Origin of the sequence: Streptomyces sp. NPDC047886 (genome assembly GCF_043204435.1) — a bacterium.
GTDB lineage: Bacteria > Actinomycetota > Actinomycetes > Streptomycetales > Streptomycetaceae > Streptomyces.
In genome coordinates, this window is the sequence record NZ_JBIDCF010000002.1 from 416,471 (window position 1) to 433,733 (window position 17,263).

Sequence of the window (17,263 nt, forward strand, 5' to 3'; positions counted from 1 at the left end):
CAAAGGGTTGCACGGGAGTCGGAGAACGAGCGGGGATCGAGCCGGGCACGCGCCTGGAGTCGGCCGGGAACGCGCTGTGCCCACCGTGCGGCGCACGGTGGGCACAGCGGTCCTGCCGCAGGTCACGGCCGGATCACGGTGGGAACACGGCGGTGGGGCCGTGTTCCCTTCGTGTGGCGAACGTCTCGCCGGCGGGTCGGTCAGCCGATCTGGTCGAAGCCGTTCCAGCCGGCGCCGATCCGGACCTTGGCCGCCGTCGCGAACGGTGCCGTCGGCTTGCCCGTGCCCGTGTAGGCCCACAGGTAGCCGGAGGAGTCGCGGGCGACGAAGTCGGGCAGGTTGTCACCGGTCAGGTCGCCGACGGCGGCGTAACCGTTGAAGTTCCAGCCCTTGCCGACCAGCAGACGGGTCGTGGCGAACGGCGTCGTGGCCGAGCCGGTGCCCGTGTACATCCACAGGTTGCCCGAGGGGTCACGCGCCAGCATGTCCGGCTTGCCGTCCGCGCTGAAGTCGCCCTTGGCGAACAGGCCGGTGCCGAGCCAGCCGGAGCTGATCTTGACGGGGGCCTGGAGCGTACCGGTGGAACGGCCCTTCCACATCCACAGGACACCGCTCGGGTCCATGCCGATGACGTCCGGGTAGGTGTCACCCGTCAGGTCGCCGGGGATGTAGATGTTCTTGAACTTGCCCCAGCCGGCACCGATCTTGGTCTCGACGTGGTCGTACGCGTTCGTCGACTCCCGGTACTCGACCCGGCTCCACCACAGGTCGCCGTTGAGCGTGCGGTAGATCAGGTCCTGGTTGCTGTCCCGGTTCAGGTCGGCCTGACGGATCAGGCTGATGTTGTCCCAGACACCCAGCCACTCGCCGGCGGCGAGGGACCTGGCGCCCTGCGACGCGAACAGGTACGCGTTGTAGTTCGTCTTCTTCCGCGCGATCAGGTCGGCCTTGTCGTCGTCCGTCGTGTTGGCGTCGTCGACGTTGCGGGCGATGTGCGCCGAGAAGGTGCTGACCTTGGCGTAGACACTGCGGGCGCCGGCGCCGACGCAGTCCTCGATGCCCCACGACACGACGCCGACGATCCGGCCGTTGACGAGGAGCGGGCCGCCGGAGTCGCCGTTGCAGGGCGAGACCGTACCGCTGTCCGAGCCCGAGGCGGGCTCGCCGCCGCAGAACATCTGGCCCGCGATGAAGTACGGCTTCGCCTCGTCCCAGCCCGGGCAGACCGAGTCGGCCTGGATCGGGAGCGTGGCGACCTTGAGGGTCTCCGAGATCGGCGAGTCGGGCTCGCTGCTGGTACGGCCCCAGCCGTAGACCGTGGCCTGCGTACCGGCGCGGTACGCCGCGGTCTCGGTCGGCGACGCGAACCGCAGCGTCGGCAGGGGCAGCGGACGGTCCAGGGTGAGGACCGCGATGTCGCCCTTGAGCGTCGCGTCGCTGTAACCGGGGTTCACCCAGGCGCGCTTGACGACGGCCGGCTTGCCGCCGTGGAACACCGGGTTGCCGGCGGCGTCCTCGGAGACGCGCCGGGTGGCGCCACCGACCACGAAGCCCTGGTTGGTCCAGTCGGCGCCGTACACGCAGTGGGCCGCGGTCAGGACCTTCGCGGGGGCGATGAGCGAGCCGCCGCAGAAGAAGTCCTCACCGGTGGCCTTGTCCACGCCGTACAGCTGCACCATCCACGGGGCGGTGCCCGTGGAGGCGTCGACCCCGCCGATGACCTTGGGGTCGGCGGGGGACGAGGACTTGCTCGGCTGGCGCTCTTCGACGCCCTCGGGGCGCTCGTCGGCCGGCTTGTCCTCACCCTTGAGGTACTCCGCGGCCCGCTGCTTCACCTCTGCCGTCGAGACGACAGTCGGTATCTCGGGCTTGGGAGTCTGCGGATCGGTCGCCTCGGCCGACGGCATCACCGTCAGAATGCCGGCTCCCAAGGCGATCGCGGCGAACGCCGCGGGGAGAGCGATGCGTGCTCTCCGATGGGATGCCACTCAGGAACTCCTCTCGATGCGGTGTGGAGGAGAGGAGCCACTGGATGACCGGGGACGGCGATGCGCACGGTCCGCGACAACGGCGCGAGCTCCCCGAAGACTTCGGGCTCCCCGGAGACGTCGGGGCACAGCTCCGCCTGCTCAGTGGGCGTATTGGAATATACGTTCCCCCCCACCTATGACGCGCTGATCGTACAATGCCGAACCGCCCCCGTCACGACGGTGACGGGGGCGGTCGGTGTATCGGGAACCTGACGGACGCGATGGCCCGCCGGCCCTATGGGCGCTATGGACCCGAAGGTCCTGTTGGACCTCGCGGACCCGAAGGTCCCGAAGGACCCGGAGATCCTTGTGGACCCGGAGATCCTTACGGACCCGGAGATCCTTACGGACCCGGAGGATCAGTCGTTGCCGTTTCCGGCGGACGGCGTCGTCTTCTGGATCTGCAGCAGGAACTCGGCGTTCGACTTCGTCTGCTTCATCTTGTCGAGCAGCAGCTCGATCGCCTGCTGCTGGTCGAGCGCGTGCAGCACCCGGCGCAGCTTCCAGACGATGCCGAGCTCCTCGCTGCCGAGCAGGATCTCCTCCTTGCGGGTACCGGACGCGTCGACGTCCACCGCGGGGAAGATGCGCTTGTCGGCGAGCTTCCGGTCGAGCTTGAGCTCCATGTTGCCGGTGCCCTTGAACTCCTCGAAGATCACCTCGTCCATGCGCGAGCCGGTGTCGACCAGCGCGGTGGCCAGGATGGTCAGCGAGCCGCCGTCCTCGATGTTCCGCGCGGCACCGAAGAAGCGCTTCGGCGGGTACAGCGCGGTCGAGTCGACACCACCGGACAGGATGCGGCCGGAGGCCGGTGCCGCGAGGTTGTACGCACGGCCCAGGCGGGTGATCGAGTCGAGCAGGACGACCACGTCGTGACCCAGCTCCACCAGGCGCTTGGCGCGCTCGATGGCCAGCTCGGCGACCGTGGTGTGGTCCTCGGCCGGGCGGTCGAAGGTCGAGGAGATGACCTCGCCCTTCACCGACCGCTGCATGTCGGTGACCTCTTCCGGACGCTCGTCGACGAGGACGACCATCAGGTGGCACTCGGGGTTGTTGTGGGTGATCGCGTTGGCGACCGCCTGCATGATCATGGTCTTGCCGGTCTTCGGCGGGGCCACGATCAGACCTCGCTGGCCCTTGCCGATCGGCGACACGAGGTCGATGATCCGCGTGGTCAGCACACCCGGGTCGGTCTCCAGACGGAGCCGGTCCTGCGGGTAGAGCGGGGTCAGCTTGTTGAACTCCGGGCGCCCGCGACCGGAGTCGGCGGCCATGCCGTTGGCCGAGTCGAGGCGGACCAGCGCGTTGAACTTCTCGCGGCGCTCGCCCTCCTTCGGCTGACGCACGGCACCGGTGATGTGGTCGCCCTTGCGCAGGCCGTTCTTGCGGACCTGGGCCAGCGACACGTACACGTCGTTCGGGCCCGGCAGGTAGCCGGACGTCCGGATGAACGCGTAGTTGTCGAGGATGTCCAGGATGCCCGCGACGGGGATCAGGACGTCGTCGTCGGAGACCTGCGGCTCGCCGGCCGCGAAGTCGTCGCGGCCACGGCGGCCACGGCGGTCGCGGTAGCGGCCGCGGCGACCGCGACGGCCGCCCGCCTCGTCGTCGTAGCCGTCGTCCTGCGGTCCCGCCTGGGTCTGCTGGCCGCCCTGGCGCTGCTGGCGCTGACCGCCGCCCTGCTGGTCGTCGCCCTTGCCGCGGTCGCGGCGGTCGCGCTGACGGTCACGGCGGTCACCGCGCTCGCCACCCCGCTCGCCGCCCCGGTCACCGCGGTCGCGGCGGCCCTGGCGGCCGCCCTCGGCGGTCTCGACGGCCGTGTCGGCCTTGGCCTCGGGCTGCGCCTCGGTCCGCGTGTCCGTCCGGACGTCCGTCTTGACGTCGGTACGGGCCTCGGTGCGGAGGTCGCCGCGCGCCTCGCCCTCGGGGGCGCCGGCCGGCGCGGTGGCACGGCGACGGCGGCGCTCGCCGGCGGGCTGATCGTCACCGGTGGCACCACCCTGCTCCGGCGAAGCCGAGAGCTTGGGGGAGGGCTGACCGGGAATCTCGATCTGCTGCTGCGCGGCGGGCCGGTCGGCCTTCTCGGCCTTGCCGGCGGAGGCGGCGGTGGCGGCCTTCTCGGTCTTGTCGGCCTTGGCGGTGGTCTTGGCCGCGTCGGCCGCGGCGCCGTCCTCGCCCGTACGGGTCTTGGAGGTGGCGCGCCGCTTGGGCTTGGTCTCGGCGCCCGTGGCCGCGTCGGCGCTCTTCGGCGCGGACGTGCCGCCGCCGGCCTGCGCCTCCTTGATGACCTCGATCAGCTGGCTCTTGCGCATACGCGCGGTGCCCCTGATGCCGAGGCCGGACGCGACCTGCTGCAGCTCGGCCAGGACCATGCCCTCGAGGCCGGTGCCGGAGCGGCGGCGCCGTGAGGTGGTGCCAGTGGCAGCACCTGCGGCGGGCGCGGTGGTGTCGACGCTGTTGTCGGCAGTCACGCCCATCAGATCGGTGGTGTCGCTCACGAAGGGTCCTTCCCTGGAGCGGACGTCGGCCTTCTGGCTCGGCGACCGGTTGTGCTGTCCGACCGCGGTCCTCGATGGATGGACCGTGCCGGGGCGGTGGTCCCGCCGGGTACGGCGGAAGAGAAAAGACGTGCTGTGGGTCCGGCCCGAGGCCCCCTGCTCGGCCCGCTCCTGGGAAAGCGAGGGGTTCGCGCGCCGGTTCCGGAGCGTGCTCGAATCTGCTCAGGCAGGCTGCTCAGGCAGTCGGGGAGGCTCCCGGAAGAATGGTGGTCCCGAATCGGGACACGAAGCACCGCGCCACAAAGACGTCGGGTGCAGACTTGAGGTTAACACTACCGGCTCCAACAAACATTCCCCCTCTCACACACCGGCAATCCGTGTATTACGGCGCGAGCGGCAGAACACTCGCGCCGGAGACATCGAGATCGAGCCGATTGGCGGCCCAGCCGTCACCGGCCAGTCGTGCGACCTTCTCCGCCGATCCCCCGTCGGCCAGGGCGAGCACCGTGGGGCCGGCGCCGGAGATCACCGCGGGCACGCCGTCGGCGCGCAGCCGGTTCACCAGGGCGATGCTCTCGGGCATCGCGGGAGCCCGGTACTCCTGGTGGAGGCGGTCCTCGGTGGCGGCGAGCAGCAGCTCGGGGCGCCTGGTCAGGGCCTCGACGAGCAGGGCCGCGCGGCCCGCGTTGGCGGCGGCGTCGACATGGGGGACGGTGCGCGGAAGAAGTCCGCGGGCCGTCTCCGTCAGCACCGGCTTTCCGGGCACGAAAACCACCGGAACGATGGAATGCGCGGGTTCCATCCTGATGGCCCTGGCCGCTCCGTTCTCGGTCCAGGCCAGTGTGAAGCCGCCGAGCAGACAGGCGGCCACATTGTCGGGATGCCCCTCGATCTCGGTGGCGAGCTCCAGCAGCGCCGCGTCGTCGAGGCGGGCGTCGCCGCCTATGGTCACCGCGCGGGCGGCGACGATGCCGGCGCAGATGGCGGCGGACGACGAGCCGAGGCCGCGCCCGTGCGGGATGCGGTTGGCGCAGACGACCTCCAGGCCGCGGGGTTGTCCGCCGAGCAGGTCGAATGCCGTGCGCAGGGAACGGACGAGCAGATGGCTCTCGTCGCGCGGGAGGGTGTCGGCGCCTTCTCCGGCGATGTCGATGTGCAGTCCGGCGTCGGCGACCCGGACGACGACGTCGTCGTACAGCCCCAGCGACAGGCCGAGGGCGTCGAAGCCCGGGCCGAGGTTGGCGCTGGTGGCGGGAACGCGCACCCGGACGGCGGCAGCGCGGAACGCGGGACCGGCCATCGCTCGATGACTCTCCTTGACTCTGACCTGCGGGGGTTTTTTCGACTTGCGGGTGGGGTGTGGCGACTGCGAGGTTTCCGTCGGACTGCGAAGACCCAGGGGCCGCAACGGCGTCAACGGCAACATCACCCGCGGCATATGCGGCGGGGTGGGTTCGGTACAGCCTATCGAAGGAAGGTTCTGTGGCGACATAGGGCGCACAGGAGGCGCACGATGCGTGTCGTGAGCCTTCCTGTGCTCCTCTGGGCGCGTTGCCGTGCGGGCGGCGGCGGGCCGCCGACCAGGGCGATCCGGCGTCCGTACGGGGTCCGCACGGCGCTCGTACGGCGCCCGTACGGCGTCCGTACGGCGTCCGTCAGGCGAGGCCGAGCCGTTCGGCGGCGGCCACCGCGTCGACGGGCACCGTGACCGGCTGGGGCGCTCCGGCGACCGCCCAGTCAGGGTCCTTGAGGCCGTTGCCGGTGACCGTGCAGACGATGGTCTGGCCGGGGTCGACCTTGCCCTGCTCGGCGGCCTTCAGCAGGCCGGCCACGGACGCGGCCGACGCGGGCTCCACGAAGACGCCCTCCTGGGAGGCCAACAGGCGGTAGGCGCGCAGGATCTCACGGTCCGTCACCTCGTCGATGAGGCCGCCGGACTCGTCCCGCGCCGCCAGGGCGTACTGCCAGGAGGCCGGGTTGCCGATCCGGATCGCGGTGGCGATGGTCGACGGGTCCTTGACGACCTCACCGCGCACGATGGGCGCCGAACCCGACGCCTGGAAGCCCCACATGCGCGGCCTGCGGCCGGCCATCCCGTCGTGCGCGTACTCGGTGTAACCCTTCCAGTACGCGGTGATGTTGCCGGCGTTGCCGACGGGCAGGACGTGGATGTCCGGGGCCTCGCCCAGCATGTCCACGATCTCGAACGCGGCGGTCTTCTGGCCCTCGATGCGTACCGGGTTGACCGAATTGACCAGCGCCACCGGGTAGTTGTCGGAGAGCGCCCGGGCCAGCGTCAGACAGTCGTCGAAGTTGCCGTCGACCTGGAGGATCTTCGCGCCGTGCACCAGCGCCTGGCCCATCTTGCCGAGCGCGATCTTGCCCTGCGGCACGAGGACGGCGGAGACCATGCCCGCGCGTACCGCGTAGGCGGCCGCGGAGGCCGACGTGTTGCCGGTCGACGCGCAGATGACGGCCTGCGCGCCCTCCTCCTTGGCCCGGGTGATGGCCATCGTCATGCCGCGGTCCTTGAAGGACCCGGTGGGGTTGGCGCCCTCGACCTTGAGATGCACCTCGCAGCCCGTCCGCTCGGAGAGGACCTGGGCCGGGACGAGCGGCGTACCGCCCTCACGGAGCGTGACGACGGGCGTGGTGTCCGTGACCGGAAGACGGTCCCGGTACTCCTCGATGATGCCGCGCCACTGGTGGGTGCCCTTGCTGGTCATGGGTCCTTACTCCCCTTCAACACGCATGATGCTGGCGACACCGCGCACGGTGTCGAGCTTGCGCAGCGCCTCGACGGTCCCGGTGAGGGCGGCGTCGGGCGCGCGGTGGGTGACGACGACGAGGGACGCCTCGCCGTCCTTGCCCTGCTGGGTGACGGTGTCGATCGACACCCCGTGCTCGGCGAAGACCGTCGCGACCTGGGCGAGGACGCCCGGCTTGTCGGCCACGTCGAGGCTGATGTGGTACCGCGTCACCACGTCGCCCATGGGGCTCACGGGCAGCTGGGTGTACGCGGAGTCGCCGGGACCCGTCGCGCCGCCCAGGCGGTTGCGGCAGACGGCGACGAGGTCGCCGAGTACGGCGGACGCGGTCGGCGAACCGCCGGCGCCCGGACCGTAGAACATGAGCTGCCCGGCCGCCTCGGCCTCCACGAACACGGCGTTGTAGGCGCCGCGGACGGAGGCGAGCGGGTGGCTGAGCGGGATCATCGCGGGGTGCACGCGGGCGGTGACGGACTCGCCGTCGGCGGCCCGCTCGCAGATGGCGAGCAGCTTGATGGTGCAGCCCATCCGCTTGGCGGAGGCGAAGTCGGCGGCGGTGACCTCGGTCATGCCCTCGCGGTACACGTCGTCGAGGCGTACGCGGGTGTGGAAGGCGATCCCGGCGAGGATGGCGGCCTTGGCCGCGGCGTCGAAGCCCTCGACGTCCGCGGTGGGGTCGGCCTCGGCGTATCCGAGGGCGGTGGCCTCGTCCAGCGCCTCGGAGTACCCGGCCCCGGAGGTGTCCATCTTGTCGAGGATGAAGTTGGTGGTGCCGTTGACGATGCCGAGCACCCGGTTGACCTTGTCACCGGCGAGGGACTCGCGCAGCGGCCGGATGAGCGGGATGGCGCCGGCGACGGCGGCCTCGTAGTAGAGGTCCCGCCCGTGCTCCTCGGCGGCGGCGTGCAGCGCGGCGCCGTCCTGGGCGAGGAGGGCCTTGTTGGCGGAGACGACGGACGCGCCGTGCTCGAAGGCGGTGGTGATCAGCGTCCGGGCGGGCTCGACGCCGCCGATCACCTCGACCACGACGTCGATGTCGCCGCGTTTGACCAGGGCCGTCGCGTCGGTGGTGATCAGCTCGGGGTCGATGCCCTCGCGGACCTTGGACGGCCGGCGGACCGCGACACCGGCGAGCTCGACCGGGGCGCCGATGCGCGCGGCGAGGTCGTCGGCGTGCGTCGTCATGATGCGCGCCACCTCTGAGCCGACCACTCCACAGCCCAGCAGCGCCACCTTCAGCGGACGCGTACGCATCATCCGACCTCGTTTCTCGTACTTCTGCGTATTTCTACGGTGGTCCAGTCTCACTCACCGGACGGGAGTTTCTATCCCCCGTCCGGATCCTGAGATGTCTATTTCATCAGCCGACATCGAGACGCAGAAGATCTTCCTCCGTCTCGCGCCGGACGATCACCCGCGCCTCGCCGTCCCGCACCGCGACGACGGGCGGCCTGAGCACGTGGTTGTAGTTGCTGGCCATGGCACGGCAGTACGCGCCGGTGGCGGGCACAGCGATCAGATCGCCCGGCGCGACGTCGGCCGGCAGGAAGGCGTCCTTCACGACGATGTCGCCACTCTCACAGTGCTTGCCCACCACCCGGCTGAGCATCGGGCCCGCGTCGGACGTCCGCGACACCAGCGCGACGCTGTACTCGGCGTCGTACAGCGCGGTGCGGATGTTGTCCGACATGCCGCCGTCGACGGAGACGTACGTCCGCAGCCCCTCCAGCGGCTTGACGGTGCCGACCTCGTACAGCGTGAAGGCGGTGGGACCGACGATGGCCCGCCCCGGCTCGACGGAGATGCGCGGCACGGCCAGCCCGGCGGTCTCACACTCACGGGTCACGATCTCCCTGAGCGCCTTGGCGATCTCATCCGGCTCACGCGGGTCGTCGTCCGACGTGTACGCGATGCCGAGCCCGCCCCCGAGGTCGATCTCGGGCAGCTCGATCCCGTGCTCGTCGCGGATCTCCGCCAGCAGCTTGACCACCCGCCGGGCGGCGACCTCGAACCCGGCCATGTCGAAGATCTGCGACCCGATGTGCGAGTGGATCCCGATGACCTCCAGCCCGTCCAGCTTCAGCGCCCGGCGCACGGCCTCGGCGGCCTGCCCGCCCGCGAGCGCCAGACCGAACTTCTGGTCCTCGTGGGCGGTGGCGATGAACTCATGGGTGTGCGCCTCGACACCGACGGTGACCCGGATCTGCACGCGCTGCCGGGTGCCGAGCGACTGCGCGATGTGCGCGACCCGCACGATCTCCTCGAACGAGTCGACGACGATGCGCCCGACACCGGCGCGCACGGCCCGCTCGATCTCCTCGGGGCTCTTGTTGTTGCCGTGGAAGGCGATCCGCTCGGCGGGCATGCCGGCGCTCAGCGCGGTGGCCAGCTCGCCGCCGGAGCACACGTCGAGGTTCAGCCCCTCCTCGTGGAGCCACCGCACCACGGCCCGGCTGAGGAACGCCTTGCCCGCGTAGAAGACGTCCGCGTCCGGCCCGAAGGCGTCGGCCCAGGCGCGACAGCGGGCGCGGAAGTCGCTCTCGTCGAGGAAGTAGGCGGGCGTGCCGAACCGCTCGGCCAGCGTGGTGACTTCGATCCCGCCGACGGTGACGACACCGTCGTCACCGCGCTGGACGGTCCGCGCCCACACCTTCGGGTCGAGCCGGTTCAGATCGGCGGGCGGAGCGGTGTAGTGGCCCTCGGGAAGCACATCGGCGTGACGGGGTCCGGCGGGGTGTGCGGAACGGCTCATGTCTCTCTCACAGGATCACGGGGTCACAGGTGGTCGGGTGCGCTGATGCCGAGCAGGGACAGGCCGCCGGCCAGCACCGTCCCGGCCGCCTCGGCGATGGCGAGCCGGGAACGGTGGGCGGCCGAGGGTTTCTCGTCACCGAGCGGCAGCACCGTGTGCTGGACCCCGAGGAACGCGTCGGCGACCGCCTCCAGATGCCGGGCGACCCGGTCGGGCGCGCGATGCCGGGCAGCCGCCTCCACAACGGCCGGGTGATCGCCGAGTAGCCCCAGGAGACCGGAGAACCCGGCCCCCTCCAGGCCGTCCACGCCCCCGTACGCCGCGACGAACCCGAGCTGCTCCGCGTTGCGCACGAGCGCGCGGGCCCGGGAATGGGCGTACCGGACGGTGAACAGCGGATTGGCCTCGCTCTGCCGCAGCAACGCCCCGGGCCCGAGGACCCGGTCATGCCCGGCGGGCCGCAGCAACGCCCACCGACACGCGTCCCGCCCGAGCGCCTGAACGTCATAACCGACGGCACGAGGCGAGACCCGCTCGACAGGGCGATGGGGGGCGGGCGCGGGAGTGGCACGGGCGGGCGCGGGAGTGGCACGGGCGGGCGCGGGAGTGGCACGGGCGGGCGCGGGGGCGGTCCGGGCGGGCGCGGGGGGTGGGGTGGTCGCGGGGGTGCCGGCGGCGGAGGTGATGTCCGGGGTACCGGCGACGGGGGCGGCGAGGCAGTCGACAGCGGCGGCGGCGGTGGCGTCGTTGTCGGGGGCGTCAGGGGTGCCGTCCGGAGCACCGGCACGGATACCGGCCGAGGCAGTGCCCCCGGTGTCGGTCGAGAGCCCGTCGGAGACGCCTTCGGCGGCGATGGCGGGACGGGCGGCGATGGGGGCGACATCGGCGCGGGCGCCCTGCGACCGGAGCAGGGTGACGAGGACCTCGGTGACGACGGAGGCGCGGAGCTCACGGGGCGCGGCGAAGACGACGTCGACGTCCCGGAGGGCTTCCCCGTGCCCGTACCGGAGGCCCTCGTCCAGGATCCGCCGTACGAGGAGGGCGTTGCTTTCGGCGCGCAGGGTGAAGTTCAGGAAGCCGGGGCCGGTGATGTCGACGCGCTCGACGCCGGGCGCCCCGTCGATGCGGGCGCGGAGCACTTCCGCGACGTGCCGCGCCGGGAGCGAGGCCGCTCCGGCGAGGCGGAGGGCGGCGTTGGTGGCCCAGTCGCCGCAGCCCCCGGCTCGGGGCCGCTCCAGGATCACGCGCGACGGGACGTCCACCGCCGGCAGCGCACCCTCACCGACGGCACGGCGCACGGCGTGCAGCACGGTGAGCGAGAGGTCGGCGGGGGTCACGGGACAAGCGTATGGGAGGAGGGGGGTGACTACGCGAACCGGTTTCGCGATACGGGCAGGGCGCGCCCTCGGGGCTCAGCCGCGGGTGCTGCCGGCCCGGCCGGCGCCGCGCGTGCCGTCGAGCGGCGGCATGCCCTCGCGGCGCATCAGCCGCCGTACGAGCCGGACGAGCTCCAGCGGCTCGAAGGGCTTCGCCAGGAACGCGTCCACACCGGAGAGGAGGCCGGACTCCAGGTCGTACTGCGTACTGGCGCTGATGATCGCGACGGGCAGATCCCGCGTCCGCGCGTCCTCCCGCAGCAGCGCGGCGGTCCGGAGCCCGTCGAGCCGGGGCATGACGACATCGAGGGTGACGACATCCGGGCGGACCCGGTGCACGACCTCCAGGCACTCGGCACCGTCGGCCGCGGTCACGACCTCGAAGCCCTCCAGCTCGAGGTTGACCCTGATCAGCTGCCGAATGACCCGGTTGTCGTCCACAACCAGCACCCGGCCGGCAACGCCTGACACAACTCGAGAGTAGGTCCCGCCCGGTGCCCCCGTCCGGCTTTTCACCACTTCCGTCCCCCAGCGGCGACCTCACGCCATCTCCGCCGCCGAAATACCTGTTCACGGGCACCCACCAGGAGCTGGTAGGGTTCTACCCGTCGCCGCCGAACGCGGCGGACGCCCCCGTAGCTCAGGGGATAGAGCAACGGCCTCCGGAGCCGTGTGCGCAGGTTCGAATCCTGCCGGGGGCACTTCGCAAGAAGTGCTAAAGAAGCCCTTGACCTGCAGGAATGCAAGTCAGGGGCTTTCTTGTTCGGGTCAAGTGACACACGGCCCATGTGACCGCTGCACATACACGTCTCTGACCTGCCCTTTTCCCTCGACGCATCCACAATGTCGGGCGTGTGCAACCGGGTCAAACCAGCTCGCGCCAGACAGGCACAGTGCTGAAGCGTGTCGGTGCGCCTGTTCGCCGGAGCCTGGCGCCCACAGAGGCACTTCGCGTACCAGGTCATGGAGGTCTCGACGCTGGTGCCCGCCCGTTCGGCGAACTCGGTGTGGTCGACACCCGCGTTCAGCCAGGCGGAGGGGGCCGAGTGCCGCAGGTCGTAGGGGCGAGAGGCGAGGGGAGACGCCACCAGGTCCGGCGGAAGGGCGAGTTCGGGCGGGCCTGGTGCCAGGCGCGGTCGTCAGTGGCGGATCCCGCCGGCCCCTCGGCGCCTGCCCGGCGCCGGCGGCGGCTCGGCCTACTCGAGCGGTTCCCGGGCGCGGGAATGGTTGATGCGGGTGATGAGGCCGTCGAGGACCTGCTCCGCCTGCAGGGGGTCGAAGTCCTCTCCCAGGCGCTTGCGCACCCCGTCGTCGCTGAGGAGGTGGTGCACCGTCGGGGTCACGCCGTGGCGGGCGAGGCAGTTGCGGGCGCACTGGAGGACGCATCCGTCGATGGCGACGACCGGGCGGTCGCTGCGGGCCTTGCGGACCAGGCTCGGGACGTCCCCGCCGACGCCGGCGATGCACGACATCTCGGCGATGCCGCGCCGGTCGAGCTGGATGGCCAGCCAGTTGGTCATCTGGGCCGCGCTCGAACAGCCGGAGCAGGAGTAGACGAGGGGGAGATCACGGCGGCGGTTCACGTGGGGCCTCGCTCACGACGGTAGGGCCTGTGCGCGGTGCGCATGTTTTTCGAGCCTAGGGAGGGTTGACGGTGCCTAGCAGGGCCGTTCGGCCCTGTGTCAGCGGACCTTGAAGATGCCGTGCGCGCCGCGCTCCGCGTCGGTCATGGCGTGGGTGACGAAGGGGTAGTCGCCCGCTTCCGGGAAGGACAGCTCCACGAACCCGCCCGACGCGGGGGCCAGGTCGAGGACCTGGGCGCCGCCGTGTTCCGCGCCGCCCGGTCGCAGTTCGTAGGCGCCCTCGTGGAAGACCGTGTCGAACTGGCCGCCCACGACGTGGAACGCGCTGGGCAGGTTCGGCCCGGCCGCCAGGACCCAGATCCGTACGCGCTCGCCGGGCTTCGCCGTCAGCGGGTCGTGGTCGTACTGGTTGGCGTACCCGTTGAAGGCGACCATGTCGGGCTGCCTGGTCCTTATCTTGGCGGCGTCGGCCGTTCCGGACTGGGAGCCCAGGTAGAACTCCGACTGGACCAGTACGTATTCGCGGTCCGCCTTCGGCAGGCCGGGCGGGTCGATGATCACCGCGCCGAACATGCCGTTGGCGATGTGCAGGGACATGGGCATGGTCGAGCAGTGGTACATCCACACCCCGCTGCGGGTGGCCGTGAACCGGTACGTCAGGGACTGGCCGGGCTGGATCGTGCGCATCGGCCGGTCCGGTGCCAGCGCTCCCGCGTGGAAGTCGATCGAGTGGCCGATCGTTCCGTCGTTGACGAGGGTGATCTCGAAGGTGTCGCCCACACGCCCCCGCAGGACCGGCCCGGGAGCCGTCCCGCCGAAGGTCCACAGTCGCTGGCGTACGCCCGGGGCGACCTCCCTTTCCGCATCCTTGACGGTGAGGGTTCTCCTGTGGAGCTGGGGGCCGGGCTTCTGTGTGGTGGGGGGCAGTTCCGCGTCCCGGGCCTCGAAGCCCTCGGCCGGTTCCGCCATCGGGTCGAACGCGTCCGCCGCGGACCCGTCCCCGCCCCCGGTGTGGTCGTGGCGCGCTTCGCCTTCCGCAGGGCTGTCTCCGCCCTTGACGCTCACCTCGAACGTCATGCCCATCTGCCGGTGTCCCGCAATGGAGCACCAGCCCGAGAGGTCCCGGCCGACGACTCCCGCCTCCAGCGTCCCGCGCTCGCCGGGGCTGAGCCGGTCGGTGCGGGCTCCGGTCTCCAGGACCAGGTCGTGGGTGTCGGTGCCGGTGTTGTGCAGAACGACCACCAGGCGGTCGCCCGCCGGGACCTCGATGGCGGAAGGGGTGAAACGCATGTCGCGGACGGTTACCTGGACCGTGGTCGTGCGGCCGGTCGGGCGCGCCTCGTTCGCGTCGCCCGTGCCCTTGGCGGCGGACGAGGCGGGGACGGGAAGCGACCGGACGTCCGCCGCGGCGCCTCCCGCGACGGCCAGCACCACGACCGCGACCCCGAAGGCCACGCTGCCGAGTCCTGGAGACGCGTTCACTGGCTGCTGTGTCGGCTGGTGGCGGATGCGCCTGCTGCGGACCGTCGTCAGCACGAGCAGGGTGAGGAAGTGCAGCAGCACCGCCAGGAGCAGGAGCGAGCATGCCACCCGGACCAGGGACGGTACCGGGAGCACACACAGCAGCAGTGCGGCGTTGGTGATGGCCAGCCGCGCCGGCCAGGCCCGGTCGAGCACCTCGGCGGCGGCGCGTACGGCCGTCGGGCCACCGCCCAGGACCACGGGGACCAGGAAGCTGAGCGCCCCCAGCAGCACCTGGGCGATCCAGCCGGCGGCGAGCGGCGCGGTCAGAAGTGAGGTGCGTTCCGCCGCTGTTGCCCAGGACGTCGCGGTGGCGAGGGTGACTGAGAGGAACGTCAGGGAACCCGCGAGCCAGACGTAGCCCGCGGCCACCGACCAGGCGGCGAAGGAGCGCGGCGCCTTCGCGCGCGCCTCGCGCAGCCAGGGCCGACCCGCGACCACGAGCCCGGCGGCGTACACCGCCACGCCGGGGACGGCCAGGGGCGGCGGGCCGAGCAGGGCGGCGGTGACGGCCGCGGCGAGACCGGCCAGGAGGACGGGCAGCGCGGTGCGCCCGGCCCGTTCAGCGCCGTCCGCCACCCGGGTGCGCAGCATCGTCGGCCACAGGGTGATCAGCGTTCCGGCCACGGTGAGGCCGATCCAGCCGAGCAGGTTGAGCACCTCGTGCGCGATCAGCAGGCGGTCGGGGAGATCTCCGGCGAGGTCGCCGCGGGCCATGACGACGCCAAGCGCGGCGCCTGCGGGCAGCAGCGCGGCAGCGGCTATGTAGTAGCGCACCGTCATGGAGAACCGGGCGGGGCGTGCCCTGTGGAGGAGGCGGACGAGCCAGGCGGCATGGGCCGTGACGGCGGCCGCGACCAGGCATCCGCCGACGAGCACGGCGTACCACCGCCCGCTCAGCATGCCGCCGATCACCGTGACCGCGCCGAGGTTGAGGCACACCAGCCGCAGCGCCGCGGCGATGCCCCGGTTCGCCTCCGGCAGCCGGAGCACCGACGCGGCGAAGTGCCCCGACCAGATGACGACGGCGTTGGTGACCGCCCCGAGCAGCAGCACGTGGACGAGCAGCCAGGAGGCGTGCGGCAGGAAGTGATGGGCGGTCGCGACCGTGGCGAACAGGCCGAGCCAGGCGACCACGATCGCGTTCGCCCCGACGTGCCACAGAGTGCGCGGGGAACGCCCAGGCGGCCTCGGCCCCGGACCCGGGCCTGGCGTAGGACCCGGCCCCTGGTCCGGCCCCTGGTCCGGCGTCGGACCCGGCGTCGGACCCGGCGTCGGGGTGGGATCGCTCGCCGGAGGCGGAGGCAGGTGCGTGGTCACCGGGGGTTCCTCGGGTTGTCGGGGGCGGGCGGTTTGCGGGTGGAGACCGGCGGTTTGCGGGCGGAGGCTGGTGGCTTGGCGGCGGAGGCTGGTGGTTTGCTGGCGGAGGCCGGTGGTTTGCTGGCGGGGGCCGGTGGTTTGCCGGCGGGGGCTGGTGATGTGTCGTCGGGGGCGAGCGGTTTACTCGCGGCGGCCGGTGGTTTGCTCGCGGCGGCCGGTGGCGTGTCGGTTGTGGCGGGCGGTGGCGTGTCGGCTGTGGCGGGCGGCGTGCTGCCGGTGGGTGACCCTTCACGGGCGGCGGACTGCCTCGTACGGCCGGCGGTCGCCGACGAGGCCGCCGCCGTCAGGACGAACAGCAGGACGGCGGCGATGTTCAGCGCTCCCCCGACCTGCCACGCGCCCGGCATGTCGCGGAGGTCGCCGACCACCACCCGCAGGAGCAAGGAGAGGTGCAGCAGCCAGGCCGCAGCCGCCATCACCGGGTGGTACGGCAGCGGGCGGCGCAGTACGGCGGGCAGGATCACCGGGGCGTGCGCCATGATCATCGACATGACGAAGCCCAGGAAGACCGCGTGCACCACCGCGTCGTAGCGGGGCCCGTCGGTGACCGGGCCGGTCAGCAGCCACAGGGTGCCGGCGAGGCCCAGCCACGCGTAGCCGCCGAGCAGGCAGGCCGCGGTGAAGCGGGGCAGCCCGGTGGCGCGCAGCAGGCGGCGGGCGACATCGTGTACGACGAGCCAGGCGACCAGGGCGAGCAGGGCGGCGCCGAGGAGCAGGGTGCCCGTCGCGGGCCACATCAGGGTGGCGACGACACCGGTGACGACGGCACCGACGCACCACAGGAAGGTCCGTTCCGCCGTGGGTGCCAGGGCGCCGACCCGGGCGAGCTCCAGCCGCTCCCCCGCGATGGTCAGGACGAGGAACGCGACCAGCCAGGGCAACATGCGCGGGATGTCGAGGCCGCCCAGCCACAGCAGTGCCGCGCCGAGGGCCGTCACGGCGCCCGCGGCCTGGGCGACGAGGGCGGCGCTCGGCTGTCGGCGCCAGAAGCGCACGTACAGGAAGGTCAGGGTGGCGCAGCCGGTGACGAGGAGCAGCCGGGGGATGGCCGGGTGGACCGCCGTGAGCAGGAGTAGGCCCCCGGCGCCGAGGAAGGCGGGGGCGAGGTAGGGCCAGCGGCCGCCCAGTGCGACCGCGCGTTCCAGCGCGACCAGTGTGCCGGCGAAGCCCAGGACCAGCAGCACCCCGTGGACCTTGGGGAGTTGCTCGCTGGTGACCGGGGCGGGGAGTTCGAGCAGCACGAGGGCCGCGTCGAGGCCGGCGAGCAGGCAGAGACCGGCGGCCAGGAGGAGGGGCGCGCGTCGCATGCCCGCGCGGTGGGCGTCCGCCCCTCGCACGCCTGGTCGCCGTACGCC

General features: G+C 72.0%; 12 protein-coding genes and 1 tRNA gene. 2 read left to right on the plus strand and 11 right to left on the minus strand.

Annotated features, from left to right (window positions below; genetic code table 11):
• Positions 1–200 precede the first annotated feature (200 nt).
• The 8 genes from ACGF5U_RS07570 to ACGF5U_RS07605 all read right to left on the minus strand — a co-directional run bounded on the left by ACGF5U_RS07570 (position 201) and on the right by ACGF5U_RS07605 (position 11,943).
• A complete protein-coding gene (locus tag ACGF5U_RS07570) occupies positions 201–1,988 on the minus strand; it encodes a trypsin-like serine protease (protein WP_392711127.1) in 1,788 nt (595 codons plus the stop codon).
• Between the two features lie 401 nt (positions 1,989–2,389).
• Positions 2,390–4,528 (minus strand): transcription termination factor Rho, encoded by a 2,139-nt coding sequence (gene rho, locus ACGF5U_RS07575; protein WP_392711129.1) that lies wholly within the window; start codon positions 4,526–4,528, stop codon positions 2,390–2,392.
• 382 nt (positions 4,529–4,910) lie between these two features.
• On the minus strand, positions 4,911–5,828 hold the full coding sequence (gene thrB / locus ACGF5U_RS07580) for a homoserine kinase (protein WP_392711131.1): 918 nt from the start codon (positions 5,826–5,828) through the stop codon (positions 4,911–4,913).
• A 355-nt stretch (positions 5,829–6,183) separates the two neighbouring features.
• On the minus strand, positions 6,184–7,254 hold the full coding sequence (thrC, locus tag ACGF5U_RS07585; protein WP_392711133.1) for a threonine synthase: 1,071 nt from the start codon (positions 7,252–7,254) through the stop codon (positions 6,184–6,186).
• Between the two features lie 6 nt (positions 7,255–7,260).
• A complete protein-coding gene (locus ACGF5U_RS07590; protein ID WP_392711308.1) occupies positions 7,261–8,550 on the minus strand; it encodes a homoserine dehydrogenase in 1,290 nt (429 codons plus the stop codon).
• 106 nt (positions 8,551–8,656) lie between these two features.
• Entirely contained in the window at positions 8,657–10,048 is a 1,392-nt protein-coding gene (lysA, locus tag ACGF5U_RS07595; protein ID WP_392711134.1) for a diaminopimelate decarboxylase, read from the minus strand.
• Positions 10,049–10,071: 23 nt separating this feature from the next.
• Positions 10,072–11,385, minus strand: a complete 1,314-nt coding sequence (gene nrtL, locus ACGF5U_RS07600; RefSeq protein ID WP_392711137.1) for an ArgS-related anticodon-binding protein NrtL — start codon at positions 11,383–11,385, stop codon at positions 10,072–10,074.
• A gap of 75 nt (positions 11,386–11,460) precedes the next feature.
• Entirely contained in the window at positions 11,461–11,943 is a 483-nt protein-coding gene (locus tag ACGF5U_RS07605) for a PleD family two-component system response regulator (protein WP_392711139.1), read from the minus strand.
• Positions 11,944–12,053: 110 nt separating this feature from the next.
• Here ACGF5U_RS07605 and ACGF5U_RS07610 point away from each other — a divergent pair.
• Together ACGF5U_RS07610 and ACGF5U_RS07615 are read left to right on the plus strand one after the other, a co-directional pair.
• Positions 12,054–12,125: transfer RNA gene (locus tag ACGF5U_RS07610), tRNA-Arg, on the plus strand.
• A gap of 202 nt (positions 12,126–12,327) precedes the next feature.
• Positions 12,328–12,486, plus strand: coding sequence for a hypothetical protein (locus ACGF5U_RS07615; RefSeq protein ID WP_392711140.1), 159 nt, complete (start codon positions 12,328–12,330; stop codon positions 12,484–12,486).
• Between the two features lie 134 nt (positions 12,487–12,620).
• On the opposite strand, the gene ACGF5U_RS07620 is transcribed toward ACGF5U_RS07615, so the two are convergent.
• The 3 genes from ACGF5U_RS07620 to ACGF5U_RS07630 all read right to left on the minus strand — a co-directional run bounded on the left by ACGF5U_RS07620 (position 12,621) and on the right by ACGF5U_RS07630 (position 17,215).
• On the minus strand, positions 12,621–13,007 hold the full coding sequence (locus tag ACGF5U_RS07620) for a putative zinc-binding protein (protein ID WP_392711142.1): 387 nt from the start codon (positions 13,005–13,007) through the stop codon (positions 12,621–12,623).
• Positions 13,008–13,106: 99 nt separating this feature from the next.
• A complete protein-coding gene (locus ACGF5U_RS07625; protein WP_392711144.1) occupies positions 13,107–15,665 on the minus strand; it encodes a multicopper oxidase domain-containing protein in 2,559 nt (852 codons plus the stop codon).
• Between the two features lie 179 nt (positions 15,666–15,844).
• Entirely contained in the window at positions 15,845–17,215 is a 1,371-nt protein-coding gene (locus tag ACGF5U_RS07630; RefSeq protein ID WP_392711146.1) for a hypothetical protein, read from the minus strand.
• Between the last annotated feature and the right edge of the window lie 48 nt (positions 17,216–17,263).